Here is a 21601-nt window from a genome sequence, read left to right as displayed (position 1 = left end):
CGCGTTACCCTCGGCGGGTTGCTTATATACGATCATGGTGAACGGTCGGGGGTGAACGAGGTCGCGCTGCAGGTCGCTGAGACGCCGCTCGAGGAGACGGTCGTGCGGATCGCACTAGCTGGCGCACTGGGCATGTTTCTCGGACTCGAACGCGAGTGGTCCCAGAAGTCTGCTGGCATTCGAACGTTCTCGCTGATTAGTTTGCTCGCTGCCGTCTTTACCGTCCTTGCCGTCGAGGCTGAGACGCCTATCGGTGAGGGTCTGCTGGTCCTCGGTGGCGTCCTCGTAATCGTTCAAGGGGTATTGCTCGCAGTCCAGGGGCTCATGAGCGAGGACGAAGCGGGCCTCTCATTGACGACGTCGGTGTCGATGCTCGTCGCCTACGGGGTCGGCGCACTGGTCGCCGTCGGCTTCATTCTCGAGGGAGTCACCGTCGCCGTGCTCTCGTCGCTGTTGCTGGTCTTGAAGCGCGAACTCCACGAGTTCGCGTGGGGGCTGTCCCACGAGGAGATGCGCTCGACCATCGAGTTCGCCATCCTCGCGTTCGTCATCTATCCGATCCTGCCCGCGGAAACGACCGTCGAGTTCGCCGGACTGGCAATTCCTCTCGAGCCGCAGGTCATCTGGCTGATGGTCGTTGCCGTCGCGGGGATCGGCATCGCCAACTACGCGATCGTTACGACGTATGGCGGTCGCGGGATCGCAATCACGGGCTTTTTCGGCGGGCTGGCGTCCTCGACGGCCGTCGTCGGGACGATGCTCGATCACGTCAGGCAACGGCCCGAGGCGGCCTCGTATGCCGTCGCCGCGATCTTGCTCGCAAACGCCGCGATGGCGACACGCAACCTCGCGATCGCGGTCGGCTTTACGGCTGGTAGCGACTCCGAAATCCTCGTCGAGGCGATCGTGCCGCTGGGAGCCGTCATCGTCCTTGCGTTCGCCGTCGCCGCGCTCACTGCCGACTGGGACGAGTCCGGCCCGATGGAACTCGAGAGCCCGTTCTCGCTGCGAAACGCGCTCGGGTTCGGCGTCGTCTTCCTCGGCGTGCTCGTCTTCGGCTCGCTGGCCGAGACGTGGTTTGGCACCCTGGGCTTCTACGCGACGGCCGTCGCCAGCGGCTTCGTCTCGAGTGCCGGCGCGACCACCTCCGCGGTCGTCCTCTACCGTGGCGGCCAACTTGGCGGGCCGGAGGCCACCATCGCTATTTTGCTTGCGACCGTCTCAAGCATCGTGGTCAAGGCCCTGTTAGCGTCGACGTCGACGAACACCGACTTCCGGAACCGGGTCGCAGCCTACAGCGCAGTCCTCCTGATCGGCGGCGCGCTCGCGTCGGTGCTCGTCGTCGTGTAGGCATTAGTACCTTTATCGGTCCATGCCTAATGGTACCATATGGATCGCGCAACGGTCGAACCGGCGGTAAACGACCTCCCCGGCGAACGGGCACGCGAGTGGGTCAACTACCACCACCGGTTTGCTGCCCCGAGTACGTACGTCTACGAGTTCGTCTGGGACGTCAGCCGTGAGGCAGTCGGCCCGTTCTGTACCGACGTCGACGGTAACGTCTTACTCGACTTTACGAGCCACGTCGCCGCCGCGCCGCTTGGCTACAACAATCCCGCCATCCGCGAGCGCCTCGAGGCGTTCGACCTCGTCGATCCGCTGAAGATCGCCGGCCAGGACTTCTACGTAAGCGGCGGTGGACCACCCGACGACCCGGCGTTCCCCGGCCCAACGCAACTGATGGATCGGCTGGTCGCGATGACGGACCAGTACGACATGGATCGGGTCTTTCTCTCGAACTCCGGGGCCGAGGCCGTCGAGAACGCCATCAAGATCTGCTACGCTGCTGGCGGCCACCGAGCGTTTACCTTCGAGGGCGCGTTCCATGGCCGAACGCTGGGGGCACTCTCGCTCAACCGCTCGAAAGCCGTCCATCGAATCGGCTTTCCGGAAATTCCGGGCGTCGTCAGCCTCCCTTACCCGACCACTGACGAGGAATACGACACCCGCTGGCGAACCGACGGCCCCGGTGGCAACGTCATCGCGGACGCACTCCATCCCGACCGCGGCGTGATCGACCCGGACGAAGTCGCCTACGTGATCCTCGAGCCGATTCAGGGCGAAGGCGGGTATCGCGTCGCTCAGCCCCAGTTCGCCCGCGACCTCGAGGCGCTTCGCGAGCGCTACGGCCTCCGGATCATCGCCGACGAGATCCAGTCAGGGCTGGGTCGCACCGGCGAACTGTGGGCCGTCGATCACCTCGAGCTCACGCCGGACGTCATCGCGAGCGGGAAGGGGCTCCGTGTGGGCGCGACGATCTCGCGGACGGACGTCTTCCCGACCGAACAGAGTCGGCTCTCCTCGACGTGGGGCGCGGGCGACGTCATCGCCGCCATGCAGGGCGTGTGCACGATCGATGTCATCCACAAGGAGGGGCTGCTCGCGAACGTCCGCGAACGCGGGAGTCAACTCCGGGCGATACTCACAGACGCCGTTGTAGACGGCGACGCCCCAGGCGTGATCGACGTCCGCGGCCGCGGCCTGATGCTCGCCGTCGAGTTCGATACCAAAGCACGCCGGGATGCGGTCCTCGAGACGGCGTTCTCACGTGGACTGCTGATGCTTGGCTGTGGCTTCAAGACGCTGCGATTGCTGCCGCCACTCGACGTGACCGAACGGGAGATCGAACTCGGGGTAGAGCTGTTGCTCGAGGCGATCGACGCTGTTGCAGACGGCACTGACCGCTAGGATAGAACGAGAGTGCGGTCTTACTCGTCGCGGAGTTCGTTCATGTGGTCGATCCGGCGCTGAACGAGGTCGGCCTTGCCGATGTCGTGGCGCATGTGCAGCCCTTCGTCGCCGGCAACCGCGAGGGCGTCTTCGGCGATCTCCTCGGCCTCGTCGATCGAGTCGGCGACGCCGACGACGGCGAACGATCGAGAGGTCGTCGTGTAGATACCGTCGTCGCGCTCGTCGACGCTGGCGTAATAGAGCAAGGCATCGCCCGCGCTCTCCTCGTCGACCTGCACCTTCGCGCCGGCCTCGGGGTCCGTCGGGTAGCCCTCCGGAACGGCGTACTTACAGACCGTCGCCTGATCGGCGAACTCGAGTTCGGGCGGGGCCTCGCCGTCACGTGCCGCAGTGAGCACGTCGAGGAAGTCAGTCTCGAGGACCGGCAGCGTGTTCATCGCCTCGGGGTCGCCAAAGCGGGCGTTGAACTCGACGACACGGGGACCAGTCTCGGTCAGCATGAACTGGCCGTAGAGGATGCCCCGATAGTCCTCTAAGGCGTCGACGGTGGCCTCGATGATCGAGACGGCCTCCTCGTAGTCCTCGTCGGTCATGAACGGGAGTTCGTTCGTCGCAGCGGAGTAGCTCCCCATGCCGCCCGTGTTCGGTCCTTCGTCGCCCTCGTAGGCGCGCTTGTGGTCCTGCACTGCGGGTGCGGTCTCGAACGCGCCGTTAGCGACGAACGCCTGGATCGTCACTTCCTCGCCAATTAGCCGTTCCTCGAGGACGATCCGGTCGTAGTCGGACTCGCGGATGTATTCTTTGCCCTCCTCGGGGGTGACCTGGTCGCCGATGACCTTGACGCCCTTGCCGCCCGTGAGGCCGGCAGGCTTGATCGCCAGGTCGCCGTCGTACTCGTCGATAAAGTCACAGGCCGCGTCCATGTCGTCGAACGTCTCGAAGTCCGGGCAACCCGGAATGTCGTTGTCGGCCATGAACCGGCGCTGGAAGGCCTTGTCAGTCTCGATGCGGGCGTCGGCTTCCTTTGGCCCGAAGGCGTAGATGCCTGCGTCCTCGAGTGCGTCCACGACGCCAGCCTCGAGATACGATTCCGGGCCGACGACGGCCAGCGTCGCGTCGATCTCTTCGGCGTAGTCGACGACGGCGTCGGGATCGGTCGTCTCGAGCGTCTCGAACCCGGCTGCGATACGGGCGATGCCGGGGTTTTTGTTGCCGGCACAGGCATAGAGGTCGGCCTCGCTATCCTCGAGTGCGCGGGCGATGGCGTGCTCGCGGCCACCGCCACCGATCAGGAGTACGTTCTCTCGCATGGTCGATAGCGGAACGCACGAACCTGTAAGCGTTGCTCTTTGTACGAGGTGCGGATATGCACGATCGTGCTACGAGCGTGGGCTGTGAGCGCCGAACCCCGACCGTCGATTCCCAGTCTCAGCAGTGTCGCGCTGTGAGACGGATGACTGTCAGTCGGTTCCGGTATGGTCCCGCGACCGTCTTGCGGTTACACCGGAACATCGTGACAGCAGACCGTCTGAGCGTATCGAACAGACAGAAACGCATTTAGTACCATATTATGACATGTGTGTATGGATCGCCGCCCATTCCTCCAGACACTCGCGACAGGTGGTGTACTCGCTTCTGCCGGCTGTGTCGACTGGCTTTCGCACACTCGAGATGGTCCGGATGCGTCCGATGTCTTCGAGGATTACTGGTACGAGAAAACGGATTTGGTCGTCCAGTTTCGCGACGATATCGATGTACAACGGGTAACGCTCTTCGACCCATTTGTCGACGAGACATACGAGACGATCGAACAGCCGGGGGATCTCGTCCGGTTTCCCGTGGTGTTCCCGGATCGGCTGGAAACGTACGTCTCAAAATCGCTTCGCGTCGAGGCTGAAACACCGGCTGGGACGGTCGACGAACGAATCTGGGAAGCAGTCCACGCGGCCACGAGCTCCGTCGGGTCGCTTCCAAATGGCCGTGCCCGGTTCGACATCGAGAATCAGGCCACTGCGCCGTTGCTCGTCCGGTTCGTTGGCATCTACGGTGACGTTCCGAACCCGACTATCGATCCGCAACGCGACTCGTTCGATCCGTCCACGGTCAACCTCAATCCCGGTGTCGTCGGGGTCGATGACAACCGGCCGCTCTCTCCCTCGAGAACGGATCTCGTCGTCCCGCCAGCAGAAACGAAGTCGTTCGAGACGACGTACGCGCCGTTTGCGTTCCCCGAGGGTGCGGGCAGCGACGCCTGTGCCGGCGACGAGCGAACCGGCACGATCGCGGTCGTCCACGCCTCCGGCGGCAGTGCCGCGTATTCGTTCACGTACCGTCTCGATGGCGAACCGACACTGCTCGAGGGGCAAGAGCCGGCAGCCGTCTGTGGCGGGACGGGATCGGATGGGAGTGCGGGAATCAATCAGTGACGCTGACAATCTGAGCGTAGAGATGAAACGCGTTTTAGTCGGGGGCTTCCAATAGCGCGACAATGCAACAGTACCTCGAGTTAGTCGACATGGTCCTCTCCGATGGCACCTACAAACCCAATCGGACCGGTGTCGACACGATTTCGTCGTTTAGCGAGCACTACGAGGTCGATCTTCAGGAGGGGTACCCGCTGTTGACGACCAAAGAGATGGACGGCTACCGCTGGAATTCGATGCTCCACGAGGTCTGCTGGTATCTCTCCGGCGAGGAACACATTCGAAATCTTCGCGAGGAGACCAAGATCTGGGACGCGTGGGCCGACGATGAGGGCCGACTGGATACGGCCTACGGTCGCTTCTGGCGGCGGTATCCGATTCCCGAGGACGACGCCCAGCTCGAGGGCGAGACCTGGCCCGACGCGGCCCACCAGTGGGTCACCGAGGAGGCTGACGGCCGACGGACGTTCGATCAGTTGCAGTACGTGATCGATACGCTTGCCGAGTCGCCGAACTCCCGTCGGCTCGTGGTCAACGCCTGGCATCCCGCGAACGCGGCCGTCTCGACGCTGCCGCCGTGTCATTACTCCTTTGTCTTCAACGTCCAGGGTGACCGGCTCAACTGCCATCTCACCCAGCGCTCCGGAGACACCGCGCTCGGGATCCCGTTCAATATCGCGGCCTATTCGTTGCTCACGAAGGTAATCGCCCAGCAGACCGGCTTCGAACCCGGCACGTTCGCCCACACCGTCGTCGACGCACACGTCTACTGCGGGCGCGGCGCGCGCGGGGAGTGGTACGCCGACAACCTCGAGACGCTGCAATCGAAGCTTGCGGCAGTCGACGACCGCGAGGAGTACCTCGAGATCAAAGCATGGCTCGAATCGGAAGCCCCACCCGAGGCGGACGGTGACGAACGCCTCGATCACGTCCCCGGCCTGCTCGAGCAGCTCTCGCGGGAGCCACTCGAGCGCCCGACGCTCGAGGTCGCGGATGTCTCGATCGACGAGTTGAGCTACGACGATGTCGAGCTTCGAGGCTACGAATCCCACGACGGGATCGAATTTTCGGTGGCCGAATGAGCGGGGATCGAGACGGATCGCCACTGGAGACCGACCGCGAACTCGTCGCGATCGTCGCCGTCGCCGACAACGGCGTCATCGGCAAAGACGGCGACATGCCCTGGCACATCCCTGCCGACCTCAAACACTTCAAGGCGACGACGATGGACCATCCGGTCATCATGGGCCGAGTGACCTACGAGGGGATTCTCGAGGCGCTCGGCGAACCGTTGCCCGGCCGGACGACGATCGTGCTGACGAGTCGAGACCTCGAGACGCCTGCAAACGCCGTCGCCGCACACGACCTCGCGGATGCGCTCGAAACGGCCGAGGCCGCTGCGCAAGAGCGCCACGGCGACGCCGACCGGATCTTCGTCGCTGGCGGCGCGACGGTGTACGAGCAGTTCCTGCCAGCGGTCGATCGGCTGATCGTCACCGAGGTTCACGACGACCCGGACGGCGATACGTATTTCCCGGATTGGGATCGGAACTCGTTTCGAGAAGTGTCGCGAGACGAACGTGACGGGTTCGCGTTCGTAGAGTATACCCGGCGCGAATGATGATTCACTGATGGTTTCATCCACGTCGGTCACAACAGTCGGTGGCTGCTCCACCGAGAGGAACGGACACGGTGGAAACGAGATCGAACCACTGTGGTGCGTTTACGACGACACAATCGCCCATTTTGAGCGCTGACCTACACCGTCTTACGCAGCTCAAGCCCGTCGGACAGCAGTCGCCTCGACGGCGGTCAGGAACGGCAGTCACTGCTGATGGGACTGCTGGCTGAGAGCAGTGGTCGATACTTGTCGCTCGAGCCCGTAAACGACTACGACCCGTACTCAGAAGTCCGTATTACCGTTTCAGGTGAATGCCGGAAGAAAGTCATTGTTTCGCTAGATGAATCGGAAGTGCCACCATTGCCGTCGTGTCTCCGTCTGAGTCGGTAACGCGCCGTAATCACGTCTCTCTGGAGGACCATCGTGACCGAGTTGGCCCGAAACGGTGTCCTGCTAGTAATGTGTGTAATCGGTACAACCCCCACGTTCAATGGTTGTTACGTCGATATCTAGTATCGCGTCCGGCTCTCGCTTGGCAGAGCAGTTCCTGCCGGAACCGTCTGACAGAGATCCCTAATAGCCTAGTTCTTCGAGTATAGGTGATCTTAGACAATGAAACAATGGTGATAGCTTATGGAAAATTGAGTCAAGAATCGTCCACCCCGATAGGGGAACACAGGTGAGAGACATGAATGATAACGATACTGAACAAGTAGATAACTCGAGACACCCGCTCGTCAAAAAAGGGGCACTCGCCACGACGGCGCTTGCTATTGGTGCAGGCGCGACGTCGGGGACTGCTGCCGCCCAAGACGACGAGAATGACACGGTGGTAGTGTTCGGAGATCACTATCGACCTGGCGTCGACTTCGATGTCATCTCGGAGTTGAACCCACAAACGAGAGATGAATTGATCGACGATTCCGGGGCGGCAGACGACGTGTTCGACGAACCGGACGACTGGGACGCATATATCATCAACTACGATATTGGTGAAGAAGCCCCGTCGTGGGGAATCCTGCTGACGGAAGAGGTTGACCTCGATGTCGGCGACAGCGAGACGATGGGGGAGAACGGGCAGTTCCGTGACGCTGCACTGGATCTGGTCGAGGCCACTCTGTGATCTCCCGCTGACCTGGTCGAGCGTTTCTTTTTATAGTCGTATATGGGCGCACGACAGCTGTGCGATCGAGTGTGCAGTGACGGTCAGTAGCTACGATAGTGACGCGACGGTCGCTTCCACTGATACGGTCTGCTGTCACGATGTCCCGGCGTATCCGCAGGACGGGTCGCGGAGACGCCTGAAATGACTGACAGTAGTCCATATGATAGAAATTCGATCGGCTCACAGTCGAACGACATCGGGCGCGTCGATAGTTCGTCGGTACTCGAGAGCCACTGCAGAACGCCTGTTGATCGGTGAACACTCATAGACCGTGACCAGTTCTCCATGTTGATTTTCGCACAGACAGTCCACGGAAATCAGTTGTTTTACTATATGAAACGTTGCAGTCAGCTCATCGCCAGTGTCGCAAAGAGCCATGGCAACCGATGCAAGTCCCGGAAGTGCGTCTTGTCATGTGGGACCCATCGTAATCGAGTCGGATCACGTTCGACTTCCATCAGTCACAACCATTACCTGACCGAAGTGGGGGCTTCGACGCCCGTTTCGGTCGATAAACAACCATTGCTGACATCTTTCTCCCGGACTATCGTGAAGTGCCGAAATACGGCTGTATAGGTGCATGGAACGCGTATCTCATGACTTCAATTCGTCTTAGGCAGTGAAACAATGGGGCTGACTTATGCGAAAATTGGGTCAAGGACTGTCCACCCCGAACAGGGGACTTAGGTGAGAGACATGACAGATGACGATAGCGGACTATTCGACGACTCGCGGCGTTCGTTCATGAAGAAAGGAGCGGCCGCCACGACGGCACTCGCCCTTGGCGCAAGCGCAACGGCCGGGACTGTTTCCGCTCAGGAAGCCGACGGCGTTGTGCTCGTGTACGGCGATGACTACCAGCCTGGTACTGACTTCGAGGTCATCTCGGAGCTGAACACCCAGACGAAAGAAGACCTGATTGAAAACTCCGGAGCGGAGGACGATGTGTTCGACGATTCGGACGACTGGGATGCGTACATCATCAGTTACGATACGGGCACTGACGCCCCGGACTGGGGCTTCCTGCTGTCGGAGGAAGTCTCCCTCAGTGCCGGCGACAGCGAGACGATGGGTGAAGACGGTGAATTCCGTGCACCTGCAGTGGACCTGATCGAGGCGACTCCCGGTGAAACCGCCAACGGCGGTAACGGCGGTGACGGTGATAACGGCGATAACGGCGATGACGGCGATGACGGCGGCAACGGCGACATGGGCGCAGACGGTGGCGACGGCGGTGACGGCGGTGGAGCCGGCGGTGGTAGCAACGAAACCGGTGCCGGTGGCGGCGGAAACTAACGCGACACACCGACCTGTTTTTTAGCGCGTGGCCGAACACGCCACTGCTCGAGAGACAACTCGCCGATCGATGTGACAGTTGCCACGTGACGATCGGCAGTGAGTTCTGTTAGTGCAGGCTACATTTGACAATTGATGTCGACCCACAACCACGACACTGTAACACATTCTGATTGGCGGAGGGTATATAATGGTTCTTCAGACAATTCTCGGGAGATTGAAAACCCCCCGGTTCGAAAGCGACGTATGGCAATCGATCAGTTCTCGGATGCGATCCGGGAATTCGAACACGACGGTGAAACGTACAAGATGGCGGATCTTACGGTTCTCGAGGAGCAGGGCCTCTGTGACCTCGATAAGATGCCCGTGAGCATCCGCATTCTGCTCGAGTCGGTGCTGCGAAACGCCGACGGCGAGACGATCGACGCCGACGCCGTCCGCGCGGCGGCGTCCTGGGAACCCGACGTGCCGGACGCCGAGGTTCCGTTTACGGTCTCCCGTGTCGTCCTGCAGGACCTGACGGGTGTGCCGGCGGTCGTCGACCTCGCGGCGCTGCGCTCGGCAGCAGACCGCAAGGGCGTCGACCCGACGGTCGTCGAGCCCGAAGTCCCCTGTGACCTCGTGATTGACCACAGCGTGCAGGTCGACCACTTCGGCAGCGAGGACGCCTACGAGAAGAACGTCGAGATCGAGTACGAGCGCAACGAGGAACGCTACCGCGCGATCAAGTGGGCCCAGCAGGCGTTCGACGAGTTCAACGTCGTCCCGCCGGGAACGGGGATCGTCCACCAGGTCAATCTCGAGCACCTCGGTCGCGTCGTCCACGAGCGCGAAGTCGACGGCGAGCAGTGGCTCGTCCCCGACACGCTCGTTGGCACTGACAGCCACACCCCGATGATCGGCGGCATCGGTGCCGTCGGCTGGGGTGTCGGTGGCATCGAGGCCGAGGCCGCACTGCTCGGCCAGCCGATCAACATGAGCCTGCCGGAAGTCGTCGGTGTCCGCCTCTCGGGCGAACTCCCCGACGGCGCGACCGCGACCGACCTCGTGCTTCACATCACCGAGAAGCTCCGCCAGGTCGGCGTCGTCGACAAGTTCGTCGAGTTCTTCGGCCCCGGCGTCTCCGAACTCTCGGTCGCCGACCGCGCGACCATCTCGAACATGGCCCCCGAACAGGGCTCGACGATCAGCATGTTCCCCGTCGACGAGAAGACCCTCGAGTACCTCGAACTGACGGGTCGCGACCCCGACCACATCGAACTCGTCAAAGAGTACCTCGAGGCACAGGGCCTCTTCGGCGAGCAGGACCCCGAGTTCACCGAGGTCGTCGACTTCGATCTCGGCGAAGTCGAACCCAGCCTCGCGGGCCACAAGAAGCCCCACGCCCGCATCCCGATGGGCAACTTAGACGAGCACTTCCCAACGCTGCTCGAGGAGCAGGGCGTCATCCCCTCGGGTGCCGCCGAAAGCGACGGCGGACTCGTCGCCGAGCAGACGCCTGATCTCGACGAGAAGGTTCCCGTCGAACTCGAGGACGGCACCGAGATCGAGATCGGCCACGGCGACATCCTCGTCAGCGCGATCACGTCCTGTACGAACACCTCGAACCCGTCCGTGATGGTCGCGGCCGGCCTGCTGGCGCGTAACGCAGCCGAGCAGGGACTCGAGGTACCCGACTATGTCAAGACCAGCCTCGCACCCGGGAGCCGCGTCGTCACGGAGTATCTCAAGCGTGCAGACCTGCTCGACGATCTCGAGGAACTGGGCTACCACGTCGTCGGCTACGGCTGTACGACCTGTATCGGTAACGCCGGTCCGCTGCCGGAGCCGGTCGAGGCAGCCATCGACGAACACGACCTCTGGACGACGAGCGTCCTCTCGGGTAACCGTAACTTCGAGGCTCGTATCCACCCGAAGATCAAGGCCAACTACCTCGCCAGTCCGCCGCTGGTCGTCGCCTACGGCCTCGCAGGTCGCATGGACATCGACCTCGAAGAGGAGCCGATCGGCACCAACGACGAGGGCGAGCCTGTGTTCCTCGAGGACATCTGGCCGGACACCGAGGAAGTCCGCCAGACGATCCACGACAGCGTCTCCCCCGAGATGTTCGAGGAGAAGTACTCGAGCATCTACGAGGGCGACGAGCGCTGGGAGGCACTCGACGCGCCGACCGGCGAGGTCTACGACTGGGACCCAGAGTCGACGTACATCCGCGAGCCGCCGTTCTTCCAGGACTTCCCGCTCGAGGAACCCGGCGTCGACAACGTCGAGGACGCCCGCGCGCTGCTAACGCTCGGTGACACCGTCACGACCGACCACATCAGCCCCGCCGGGCCGTTCAGCGAGGACCTGCCCGCCGGCCAGTGGCTCAAAGAGCGCGGCGTCGAACCGTACGAGTTCAACACCTACGGCTCGCGCCGTGGCAACCACGAAGTCATGATGCGTGGCACCTTCGCGAACGTCCGCATCAAAAACGAGCTGCTCGACGGCAAGGAGGGTGGCTACACCATCCACCACCCGACCGGCGAGGAGACCACCGTCTTCGAAGCCTCCGAGCGCTACCGCGAGGAGGACACGCCGCTGATCGTCATGGCCGGCGAGGAGCTCGGGACTGGCTCGAGCCGCGACTGGGCCGCGAAGGGGACCGACCTGCTCGGGATCCGCGCGACCATCGGCAAGAGCTACGAGCGTATCTACCGTGACAACCTCATCGGCATGGGCGTCCTGCCCCTGCAGTTCAAAGACGGCGAGGGCTGGGAGGAACTCGGCCTCGAGGGCGACGAGTACTTCCAGATCGAAGGTCTCGAGGACGGCCTCGAGCCAAACGCCGAGCTGACCGTGATCGCCGAGGACGACGACGGCGAGACGACCGAGTTCGAGGTCACCGCACAGGTCGACACGCCGATGGCGGTCGAATACGTCGAGAACGGCGGCGTGCTCCACCTCGTGCTCCGTCGTCTGCTCAACGAAGAGCTGCAGTAACGGACGCGACACGACTCCACGTCTCATAGCGACTCGATTTTTTGCTGCCGACGACGCCTCGAGAGCGGATCGTACGTCGGGCTTTTAGGACTCACAGCCGTACGCGTTCCTATGACAACCCCGACCGAGCGCAACCGGCTCGACGAGGAGGAGAGCCCGTATCTGCGCCAGCACGCGGACAACCCCGTCAACTGGCAGCCGTGGGACGAGCAAGCGCTCGAGGCCGCAAAGGAACGCGACGTGCCGATCTTCCTCTCGATCGGCTATTCGGCGTGTCACTGGTGTCACGTCATGGAAGCGGAGAGCTTCGCCGACGAGGCGGTCGCCGAGGTACTCAACGAGAACTTCGTCCCGATCAAAGTCGACCGCGAGGAACGGCCTGACATCGACAGCATCTACATGACCGTCTGCCAGCTCGTCTCCGGGCAGGGTGGCTGGCCGCTGTCGGCGTGGCTCACCCCAGAGGGGAAGCCGTTCTTCATTGGAACCTACTTCCCGCGGGAGGGGAAACGGGGCCAGCCTGGCTTTCTCGATCTCTGTGAGCGGATCAGCGACTCCTGGGCAAGCGCCGAGGACCGCCCGGAGATGGAGAGTCGCGCCGAGCAGTGGACCGACGCCGCGAAAGACCGGCTCGAGGAAACGCCCACCGAAGATGCCGACACCGACGCATCCGCAGGGCCACCCTCGAGCGAGGTTCTCGAGACGGCCGCCGACGCGATCGTGCGTAGCGCCGACCGTCGGTGTGGCGGCTTCGGCTCGAGTGGTCCGAAGTTCCCCCAACCCTCGCGCTTGCGCGTGCTCGCGCGGGCACACGATCGAACTGATGACGAGACAGCGTATCGCGAGGTGCTCGAGGAGACTCTCGATGCGATGGCCGCCGGCGGGCTCTACGACCACGTTGGCGGCGGCTTCCATCGCTACTGTGTCGACCGGGACTGGACGGTGCCCCACTTCGAGAAGATGTTGTATGACAACGCTGAGATCCCGCGTGCGTTTCTGGCTGGCTACCAGCTCACTGGCGAGAATCGCTACGCCGAAGTCGTCGGCGACACCCTCGAGTTCGTCGAGCGAGAGCTGACCCACGACGACGGCGGCTTCTTCAGCACCCTCGATGCCCAGAGCGAATCGCCCGAAACCGGCGAGCGAAAAGAGGGCGCGTTCTACGTCTGGACGCCCGATGAGGTCCACGACGTCATCGAGCACGAACCCGACGCCGCCCTCTTTTGCAAACGCTACGACATCACCGAATCGGGCAACTTCGAGGGACGGAGCCAGCCCAACCGCGTGACGCCGGTGTCGGAGCTCGCCGTCGGCTTCGACCTCGAGGAAAGCGAGGTCCTGAAGCGACTCGACGCGATCCGCCAACGGCTGTTCGAGGCCCGCGAGGAGCGGCCACGCCCCAACCGCGACGAGAAGATACTCGCAGGCTGGAACGGGCTGATGATCTCGACCTACGCCGAGGCGGCGCTCGTCCTGGGCGAGGACGACTACGCCGAGACCGCCGTCGACGCCCTCGAGTTCGTCCGCGACCGACTCTGGGACGCGGATGAGCAGCGGCTGTCACGGCGCTACAAGGGCGGAGATGTGGCCATCGACGGCTATCTCGAGGACTACGCCTTCCTCGCACGCGGGGCACTGGACTGCTACCAGGCCACCGGCGAGGTTGACCACCTCGCCTTTGCGCTCGAGCTCGCACGGGTCATCGAGGTCGAGTTCTGGGACGCGGATCACGGGACGCTCTATTTCACGCCCGCAAGCGGCGAGTCGCTGGTCACCCGCCCCCAGGAGTTGAGCGACCAGTCGACGCCCTCTGCGGCCGGCGTGGCGGTCGAGACCCTCCTTTCACTCGACGAGTTCGCAACGGAGGACTTCGAGGAAATCGCCGCGACCGTCCTCGAGACCCACGCGAACACGCTCGAGGCAAACGCACTCGAACACGCGACGCTGTGTCTCGCCGCTGACCGGCTCGAGTCGGGCGCGCTCGAGGTGACGGTCGCCGCGGACGACCTGCCAGCTACGTGGCGCGATCGGTTTACATCGCGATACTTCCCCGACCGGCTGTTCGCGCTGCGGCCCCCGACCGAGGACGGGCTCGAAGCGTGGCTCGATCGATTGGATCTGGCGGACGCACCGCCGATCTGGGCCGGTCGCGAGGCCCGCGACGGAGAGCCGACGCTGTACGTCTGTCGGAATCGAACGTGTTCGCCGCCAACTCACGACGCCGACGAGGCCCTCGCGTGGCTCGACGGCGAGAGCGCTCCCGACGGTGGGAGCACTCAGCGTCAGGAGGGTGACGCGCCGTTTTAGGAAGCCAGTTCGGTCGGCTGCAGACGCGGCGACTTAGGCCGTCTCGGTCTCGAGGGCGGCCTCGAGTTCGTCGGCAAGCCAGACCGCGGGCGGGACCGCTTCGTCCTCGACGAAGCGGGTGAGTTCCTCGCCGTCGTCGTCCTCGACGACGATCGTCGGAATGAGTTCGATGTCGTACGCCTCGACGCCGGGGCCCTGCTTGTCCTGATCGAGGGCGAACTCTTCGATGCGGTCGTCGGACACCTCGGCGGCCTCGAGGGCGGCCCCGAAATCGGGCAGCAGGGCGCGACAGTCCTTACACCAGTCGCCGCCCCAGACCTTGTACACTAGTTCGTCGTTGTGTGCTGCGAGCGTGTCGACCGCGTCCTCGTAGCTAGCCGCATCCCACGTGGGGTTCGGCCGCATGGTCTCGAGACTCATGGGCAGTGCTTGCGGTGGGAGTCGCTTAACTGCCTCGCTCGCGAGACGGAACGCTCACAGTCACTCGGCCCAGCGAGTACCGACTAACGGATGCCGTGCCGTTCTCGGCGTTGGTCGCCCCGCTCGGATAACTCGGTCACGACGGATTCGACCGTCTCGACTTTCGAGAACTGCTCTTCGATTGCGGCGGTGACCCGCTCGAGATCGGTACTGATCGACTGGATTTCGTCGTCAATCGCATCGAGCCGTGCGACCATCTCCTGTGTGTTCGACGCCTGATCGTCGACGAGCGACGAGAGTTCGCGGACGTCGTCTGTAAAGGTAGTTACGCTCTCCCGAACGTCGTCGATTGCCTCGTAGACGGCCGAACTTCGCTCGAGATTGCGCTCGAGCCGTTGCTGATTTTCATCGATCGACCGACGCGTTTCAGCAGTCTGCTCACGGAGGGCCGCGACGCGCTCGTCGGCCGCTTTCGTCTGGCGCTGTATCGTCTCGGAGAGCTGTTGGAACTCGTCGGCGACGACGGTGAAACTATCGTCAGGTCGCGAGCGACTGGCCTCGACGTTCGCGTTGACCGCGAGCGTCTTCGTCTTCTCTGCAGCCTCGCCGATCACGTCGTGAATGTCGTCGAGTTCGTCGAGCGTCTCCTCGAGCGTCTCGAGTTCACGGGAGGCGTGTGCTTCGGCGTCGGTGGCGTCCTCCATCGACTCGAGCAACTGTTCGCAGTGGTCTTCGCCGGTTTCGACGCGATCGAGGAGTCCCTCGCCCTCGAGAATCGACTCCGTGGTCGTTGCGAGTTGCTCGATCGCGACGCTGATCTCTTGCATGTCCGACGACGCCAGTTGCGTCTGCTCGGATTGTCGTTCGACGGAGCGATTGATGTCATCGACGTTCTGTCCGATCGCTTCGCCAGCCGTCGAAATGTCCTGCATCGAGTGTGACACTCTGTTCGTGACGTGCTGTTGATGCTCGAGAAGGTCCTCGACGCTCGAGTAGGAGTCGATGTAGGTGTCGATCGCGACCTGCATGTCGAGATTGATGATCTTCAAAATCGAGTGGAGTTCGTCGATGCGCTCGTCGATGCGATCTGAGAGTTCGTCCTCGAGTTCTTCGATCGTCGTTTCGAACGCCTCGTCGTCATCGGTATCGGTGCCGCCACGACCCAGGAGCGATGACAGTCGACCCGTGCTCTCATCGTCGTCCTGTCGCTGTGCCTGCCGATCGATCGCCGCTCTGATCGCCTCCGAGATGTCCGACTGAATCCGTTCCGAGATAATCGGGAGCAAGAGATTATAATAGACGCCGTACTGGCCGATATAGTGTTTCATCGGCATCTCGAGCATGTCGTGTAGCTTTCCGATCCGGGCGCGGTTCTCGAAGTAGCTCTGGTCGTAGTCCCCCGTCGCGAGAGTCACGAGATACATTTTCTGGGACCACTTGAGTTGCTCGACACTTCGCGGCGACCGATCGAGGATTTCACGGACTTGGGGGTTGTCCTCGATTTTCTCGTAGAACATCTCCGCGACATCGTCGCCACGGAGGTTGAACGTCTCCTCGTATCGGCGGAGTCGCTCGATGTCGTCGTCGGTAAAATCGATGTACTGCTTTCGCCATTCGATTTCGTCCTCGGTGAGCCCGATTCGGTCGACAAGGTCTCCCGCATCGACGTTGCTACTGTATCCAACGGAGCCAAACTGAGGCGTTTCCCCCATAAAAATACAACAGAAAATCATGCATAAATAGATGCTGGCTACACAGATGGACACAACGACAGCAAGCGGAGAGACGACTGTGGTTGGCCTGAGACGTGATACTACCAGACACAATCAGTGAATACTCGATCTCGTCTCGACGGCTGTCGCCGTCGGTGACAGCGTCGTGGGTGCGATCGAGGGATGTACCGTTTTGTCCGGCAGTATGACCACCGGCACGTCCTGCCTGCGTCCAGCATGGGTTTACGTCTCCACTGCTTACGGCCCACCAATGAAAGGGAGTATCCTGGACACCATCGGTTCGCCGCTCGTTCAGGTCGATTCACCGGATGGCGTGACAGTCGCCGCAAAAATCGAATCGTTCAACCCCGGCGGCTCGGCCAAGGACCGGCCGGCCCGCGAGATGATCCGGGCTGCCGAACGCGACGGCCTGATCGAACCCGGCGACTGGCTCGTCGAGCCGACCAGCGGCAACACGGGCATCGGCCTCTCGCTCGTCGCGGCCGCCCGCGATTACGACCTGACGATCGTCATGCCTGCCAACAAGTCCAAGGAGCGCCGCCAGATCATGGCTGCCTACGGGGCCGACCTCGAGTTAGTCGACGGCGATATGTCCGACGCCCGCGAGCGCGCCGACGAACTCGAGACCGAGGGTGCGATCCAGCTGGGGCAGTTCGAGAACCCAGCGAACCCCGAAGCCCACTACAAGACGACCGGCGAGGAGATCATCGAACAGGTCGGCGACCGCGAGATCGACGCCTTCGTCGCCGGCGTCGGCACCGGCGGCACGCTCTCGGGCACCGGCCGGCGGCTCCGCGAGGAGTTCCCCGACATGGAGATCATCGCTGTCGAACCCGAGCGCAACGCTGTCCTCTCGACCGGCGAAGCTGGTAACGACGACTTCCAGGGGATGGGGCCCGGGTTCGTCAGCGACAACCTCGATCGCGATCTGATCGACCGCGTCGAGACAGTGCGACTCGAGAACGCCGAAGACGAGTGTCGCCGCCTCGCTCGCGAGGAAGGCGTCCTCGTGGGCCAATCCAGCGGCGCGACGAGTCTTGTCTCCCAGCGGATCGCCAGCGAGATCGCCGACCCAGACGTCGAGTGCCCACAAGTGCCGACGGCTTTCGACGACGTCGGCGAGTCGGCGGCGTCCGAAACCGACGGCGGACGGTCGGCGGAGGACTGCCCACTGGTCGTCACCGTCTTCTGGGATAGCGGCGAACGGTATCTCTCGACCGGACTCTTCGACTGAGACCGTTCAAGCAAACGAAAAGAACTGTTTTATCTAGCCGAACCGCCTTTAGGTCGCTCAGCATACCAACAGTCACGATGACACGTCTCTCCAGGCGGACTATGCTGTGTACTACGACGGCAGCAATCGGCCTCTCGGCCGGCTGTCTCGCCGACGACGCGTCACAGCCAGCCGATGACGATGGCGACGACGCGACCGACGACGACAACGGCTCACCGACGGACGGCTCTGAAGACGACCCCGACCCCGTCGGCGACGCGATCGAAGACTTGCCGGACGGACTGGCCGATGTCCGGACGCTGACGTACCAGTCGCCCGCCTCGAGTGAGCCCGACATAACGGTCCTGCGGGATGCCGAGAGAGCGGCGGAGTGGCTCGACGAACGAGAGGCACTACACAACGCCGACGCGGTTGCCACGTTCATTGATGCAACCGACTTCGAGACGTCGATACTGGTGTCTCTCTCAGACGAGGCACCTACCCCGTGTTACGAGGTGGTCATCGAGGCGATCACCATTGAGGCGGGCGAGAGCAGCGACAGCGACAGTTCTGCCGGTGAAACCGAGACGAGCGACAGTGACGAGCACAGTGTCGCCGAAGACGAGACACTCGTCCTCGAGGCGGCCGTCCATGAGACCGCCGAAGATCAGGTCTGTGCGCAGTCGATTACGACCGTCGGTCGACTCGTTCGCGTGACCTTCGAGTCGGAGCCGCTGACGACGGTTTCGGCCACGCTCGTCGGTCACGATGGGTCAACGTATGATACCACGATGGGCAGCGACAGTGGCTCCGCGTCCGCGAGTTCGACCGTCGAGTCCGAATGGGACTCCGGCAGTGAAAGCCAGTCGTCCGACTCGTGACGGCGCGCTCGAGCGACACCAGACCCCGACCGAGATCACGTGAATTCGGCTTCGGTCACTCGGACGACGAGCGTGTCTGCGACGTCCCTGAGATCATAGGTAGGGAGGTCGCCGTCAGTCCGGCGGACGTACAGCGGTTCGACGAGCCGATAAGTCGGCCCGCCAGCGGTTTCGCCGTCGTCGCTCGAGTCTGTATCAGCATCGTCGTCCGCGTCGATCCGCTCGAGGCCATAGACCTTGCAGAATTCGGCCGTCTCGGCGGGGTCGACATCGCCGTTTCGAAGCTGGGTTGCCAGCGGCCGTGACAGCCACTCCGTGTCGCTGACGCTTGGTTCTTGGACGAGCGCCTCGGCGACGAACCGCGTGAGATACCAGTCGAGGTCGTTCAGCAGCGAGACCGCAGCACCGACACTGACCGTCCGCAGCGCGATGGCGTTCTCGAATGGACGCGTTAAGTCGTAGGTCGCGAGCGCCTCTCGAGCCGTTTCCCGGGAGAGCAGTTCGTACTGAAGGGTGCTCTCGGCCTCGCCGAGCAGACAGACGCGGGTCACTACGCTGTGGTGTGTGCGACGGTGTAATGTCGGTTTCGGCTTTCCGACGGGCTGTGTCGGTCTCGAGGCATTGCTGTTCGTTCATTGTTGGGTTGCCGTTCGCTCGAGCGTTCACGAGCGACACGAGCAAGCACGCCGAATCAATGGAGGGGATGGGATTTGACCACGCCCAGACGTGCTCGTGGTTCGAGAGAGCGAAGCTCTCTCGTCATCACGAAAGACGCGAAGCGTCTTTCGAACGACTTCGCTGCGCACGACTGGTCTCGTTCAAATCCATCGACCTCGCTGTCGCTCACGGAGTTGTTCGCGGCAGCAACGGTGGGGATGGGATTTGAACCCATGAGGCTTGACAGCCACCTGCTCTCAAGGCAGGCGCGTTAGGCCGCTCTGCCACCCCACCTCACTCTCTGATTCAGCACACGTTCAAAAAGAGTTGTCGGTCTAAACGCGCTCGAAGTCACCATCAGCACCCACCGCGATCCCCAGGTCGTCGATCAGGGCCGCCGTTGCCTCTGCCCCCGACCGGTCGGCAGCCTGCCGAGCCTCGAGTCCGGCGATGGTCGCCTGCAACCCGGTCGGGGTAGCCACGGTCGGGAGCATGGGCGCGAATCCGACGCCGAGACTGTCGTCAGTTGCCTGCTGGGCTAACGTCGACAGTTCGGGTGTCGCGTACGCATCGGTGAAATCGATCGGCTCGGCGAAGCCAGCGAAGTAGGTTCGACCCCGCTCAGCCGGGCCTAACACGACGTCGTGGCGACGGAGCGACATTGCTGCGCCGTCGATTTCCGTGCGGGCCACCAGCGGGGCTATCGGCTCGAGTACGCCCACGCTATCGGCCCCCTCGCGCTCGAGCAGGTGCGTGACGGTGTTGCCGACGCGCGCGGCGCGACTCGAGCCGACTTGGCGTTCGAATCGAACCTCCGCATCCTCGCCAAGCGCGTCGAGGACGAGCGCGCGGACCTCGGCTTCGGGGTCGCCATCAGCGTAGGCGTCGGGCAGCGTGTCGGCGTCACGGTAGTTGACCAGCAGGTCGCCGCCACTGGAGGCGACGGCCCACAACACGTCGGCGACGGTGACCTCGTAAAGCGAGACCGCCTCGGCGGCCGACAGCGGTGACTGCTCGACGAGCGACGAGAGCACGAGTCCGTCCCGCGGGGGCGCGACTGGAACGACGACGATCATACCAGCTACTCGGGGCGCGCAGTCCTTGAACGCGGCGCTTCCGGGGATCGAGCGCCCGACCATGAGCCGCGATCGTGACAAATTATAGTGGCGGAGCGCCTTCGGCCGGTATGGACAAGCTATCGATCGCCGGCCTGCTCGGGACGCTCGTCGTCGCGGCGCTGGCAGCTATCGGTGTCTTCGGATTCGCAGACGGCACGCTCATCGCCGCATCCGGCGAGTACGTCACAGCGACGCTCGGCGTCCTCGTCGTCGCGGTCGTCGCCGTCGGGGCACTGATCGCACTCGGTGTGGGATCGAAACGCTGGCGGGCAAACCCCTACTGGTAATCGACCGCATCCGGTTCGACCGCTACCGTTCCTGCCGTCCTTTCGTCTGGCGATAATCCGTCGCCATCAGTTCCGCGAAGGCCTCGAGCCACATCTGTGTCTGCTCGTCGGTCCCTTCTCGAGGGTCGATCATGGGGACCAGTTCGAACCCACGGCCACGGATTCGAGTGGCATGTTCGTCGGACAACGAGAGGTCGTCGGCCGGGGTCGTCGTATATTCCGTTCCGAGTTCCGCGAGCGCACGCTCGCCGATCGGGACGAGGATTTCGGGGTTGATCATCCGGATCTCGGCGTTGAGATAGGGCTCGCAGGTGACAACCACCTCGTCGGTTGGCTCCCGGTCTGGATCGCGACAGCGAGTGAGGTGTGTCAGGTACACGTTCTCGAGGACCGGCTCGTCTGCCGGGGCGGTCACGTCACAGAGGCCGAGTCGCTCAAGAACTCGTCGGAGGCCACCGTCGCCGTCGCTGCCACCCTCACCGGCAAACGGAACGCCCGTTTCGTCCGCCCGAGCCGTCGGCCGCTCGCCGACGAACAGGAAGTCTGCGTCTACGTCGCCGTAGCCGTGGACGACCTGGCTGCGCGTCTCACAGAGTGCCGGACAGTTCTGGCACTCCTCGTCCATGCCGAAGGGGTTCGCTCGAGACTGTTGATTCGCGTCCACACTCGCCTCTCGAGTGGAAGGATCAAAAGCGACGCGCCCGGCGACGCCAAAGCCGAGACCGGCGGCCCCGGTCCATGCCGGTG

Annotated in this window: 18 protein-coding genes and 1 tRNA gene; 12 read left to right on the top strand and 7 right to left on the bottom strand. The window is 63.0% G+C overall.

Annotated features, from left to right (window positions below; translation table 11 throughout):
• Positions 1-51: 51 nt before the first annotated feature.
• Together C476_RS03885 and C476_RS03880 are read left to right on the top strand one after the other, a co-directional pair.
• Positions 52-1350, top strand: coding sequence for an MgtC/SapB family protein (locus tag C476_RS03885; protein ID WP_008010056.1), 1299 nt, complete (start codon positions 52-54; stop codon positions 1348-1350).
• 39 nt (positions 1351-1389) lie between these two features.
• Complete coding sequence (locus C476_RS03880) at positions 1390-2748, top strand: aminotransferase class III-fold pyridoxal phosphate-dependent enzyme (RefSeq protein ID WP_008010053.1); 1359 nt, start codon at positions 1390-1392, stop codon at positions 2746-2748.
• Positions 2749-2768: 20 nt separating this feature from the next.
• Here C476_RS03880 and purD read toward each other — a convergent pair whose 3' ends face one another.
• Positions 2769-4061, bottom strand: a complete 1293-nt coding sequence (purD, locus tag C476_RS03875) for a phosphoribosylamine--glycine ligase (RefSeq protein WP_008010052.1) — start codon at positions 4059-4061, stop codon at positions 2769-2771.
• Positions 4062-4334: 273 nt separating this feature from the next.
• On the opposite strand from purD, the gene C476_RS03870 reads away from it, so the two are divergent.
• The 7 genes from C476_RS03870 (at position 4335) to C476_RS03840 (ending at position 14545) form a co-directional block, all read left to right on the top strand.
• Complete coding sequence (locus tag C476_RS03870; protein ID WP_008010050.1) at positions 4335-5177, top strand: hypothetical protein; 843 nt, start codon at positions 4335-4337, stop codon at positions 5175-5177.
• A gap of 62 nt (positions 5178-5239) precedes the next feature.
• Entirely contained in the window at positions 5240-6256 is a 1017-nt protein-coding gene (thyA, locus tag C476_RS03865; RefSeq protein WP_008010048.1) for a thymidylate synthase, read from the top strand.
• Complete coding sequence (locus C476_RS03860; protein WP_008010046.1) at positions 6253-6795, top strand: dihydrofolate reductase; 543 nt, start codon at positions 6253-6255, stop codon at positions 6793-6795. The genes thyA and C476_RS03860 overlap by 4 nt, the downstream gene beginning before the upstream one ends.
• 688 nt (positions 6796-7483) lie before the next feature.
• Positions 7484-7918 (top strand): hypothetical protein, encoded by a 435-nt coding sequence (locus C476_RS03855; RefSeq protein ID WP_008010043.1) that lies wholly within the window; start codon positions 7484-7486, stop codon positions 7916-7918.
• Between the two features lie 738 nt (positions 7919-8656).
• On the top strand, positions 8657-9256 hold the full coding sequence (locus C476_RS03850) for a twin-arginine translocation signal domain-containing protein (protein WP_008010041.1): 600 nt from the start codon (positions 8657-8659) through the stop codon (positions 9254-9256).
• Between the two features lie 246 nt (positions 9257-9502).
• Complete coding sequence (acnA, locus tag C476_RS03845; RefSeq protein WP_008010040.1) at positions 9503-12238, top strand: aconitate hydratase AcnA; 2736 nt, start codon at positions 9503-9505, stop codon at positions 12236-12238.
• Positions 12239-12349: 111 nt separating this feature from the next.
• A complete protein-coding gene (locus C476_RS03840; protein WP_008010038.1) occupies positions 12350-14545 on the top strand; it encodes a thioredoxin domain-containing protein in 2196 nt (731 codons plus the stop codon).
• A 33-nt stretch (positions 14546-14578) separates the two neighbouring features.
• On the opposite strand, the gene C476_RS03835 is transcribed toward C476_RS03840, so the two are convergent.
• Complete coding sequence (locus C476_RS03835) at positions 14579-14965, bottom strand: TlpA family protein disulfide reductase (protein ID WP_008010036.1); 387 nt, start codon at positions 14963-14965, stop codon at positions 14579-14581.
• An 83-nt stretch (positions 14966-15048) separates the two neighbouring features.
• A complete protein-coding gene (locus C476_RS03830; RefSeq protein ID WP_008010034.1) occupies positions 15049-16677 on the bottom strand; it encodes a globin-coupled sensor protein in 1629 nt (542 codons plus the stop codon).
• 271 nt (positions 16678-16948) lie between these two features.
• On the opposite strand from C476_RS03830, the gene C476_RS03825 reads away from it, so the two are divergent.
• Both C476_RS03825 and C476_RS03820 read left to right on the top strand, forming a co-directional pair.
• Positions 16949-17932, top strand: a complete 984-nt coding sequence (locus tag C476_RS03825; RefSeq protein WP_008010032.1) for a PLP-dependent cysteine synthase family protein — start codon at positions 16949-16951, stop codon at positions 17930-17932.
• Positions 17933-18033: 101 nt separating this feature from the next.
• Positions 18034-18792 carry a hypothetical protein gene (locus C476_RS03820; protein WP_008010030.1) on the top strand — a complete coding sequence of 253 codons (759 nt, stop codon included), beginning with the start codon at positions 18034-18036 and terminating at the stop codon, positions 18790-18792.
• 35 nt (positions 18793-18827) lie between these two features.
• Here C476_RS03820 and C476_RS03815 read toward each other — a convergent pair whose 3' ends face one another.
• The 3 genes from C476_RS03815 to C476_RS03805 form a co-directional block, all read right to left on the bottom strand.
• Positions 18828-19343 (bottom strand): DUF5804 family protein, encoded by a 516-nt coding sequence (locus C476_RS03815; protein ID WP_008010029.1) that lies wholly within the window; start codon positions 19341-19343, stop codon positions 18828-18830.
• 316 nt (positions 19344-19659) lie between these two features.
• Positions 19660-19743: transfer RNA gene (locus tag C476_RS03810), tRNA-Ser, on the bottom strand.
• Positions 19744-19784: 41 nt separating this feature from the next.
• Positions 19785-20525: a hypothetical protein gene (locus tag C476_RS03805; protein ID WP_008010027.1), complete on the bottom strand. Its 741-nt coding sequence runs from the start codon at positions 20523-20525 to the stop codon at positions 19785-19787.
• 110 nt (positions 20526-20635) lie between these two features.
• On the opposite strand from C476_RS03805, the gene C476_RS03800 reads away from it, so the two are divergent.
• Positions 20636-20854, top strand: a complete 219-nt coding sequence (locus C476_RS03800) for a hypothetical protein (RefSeq protein WP_008010025.1) — start codon at positions 20636-20638, stop codon at positions 20852-20854.
• 22 nt (positions 20855-20876) lie between these two features.
• On the opposite strand, the gene C476_RS03795 is transcribed toward C476_RS03800, so the two are convergent.
• Positions 20877-21479 carry a uracil-DNA glycosylase gene (locus C476_RS03795; protein ID WP_008010023.1) on the bottom strand — a complete coding sequence of 201 codons (603 nt, stop codon included), beginning with the start codon at positions 21477-21479 and terminating at the stop codon, positions 20877-20879.
• Between the last annotated feature and the right edge of the window lie 122 nt (positions 21480-21601).

The sequence above is a fragment of the Natrinema limicola JCM 13563 genome (assembly GCF_000337475.1).
GTDB classification, from domain to species: domain Archaea; phylum Halobacteriota; class Halobacteria; order Halobacteriales; family Natrialbaceae; genus Natrinema; species Natrinema limicola.
This window is presented reverse-complemented; position numbering and strand designations above follow the sequence as displayed.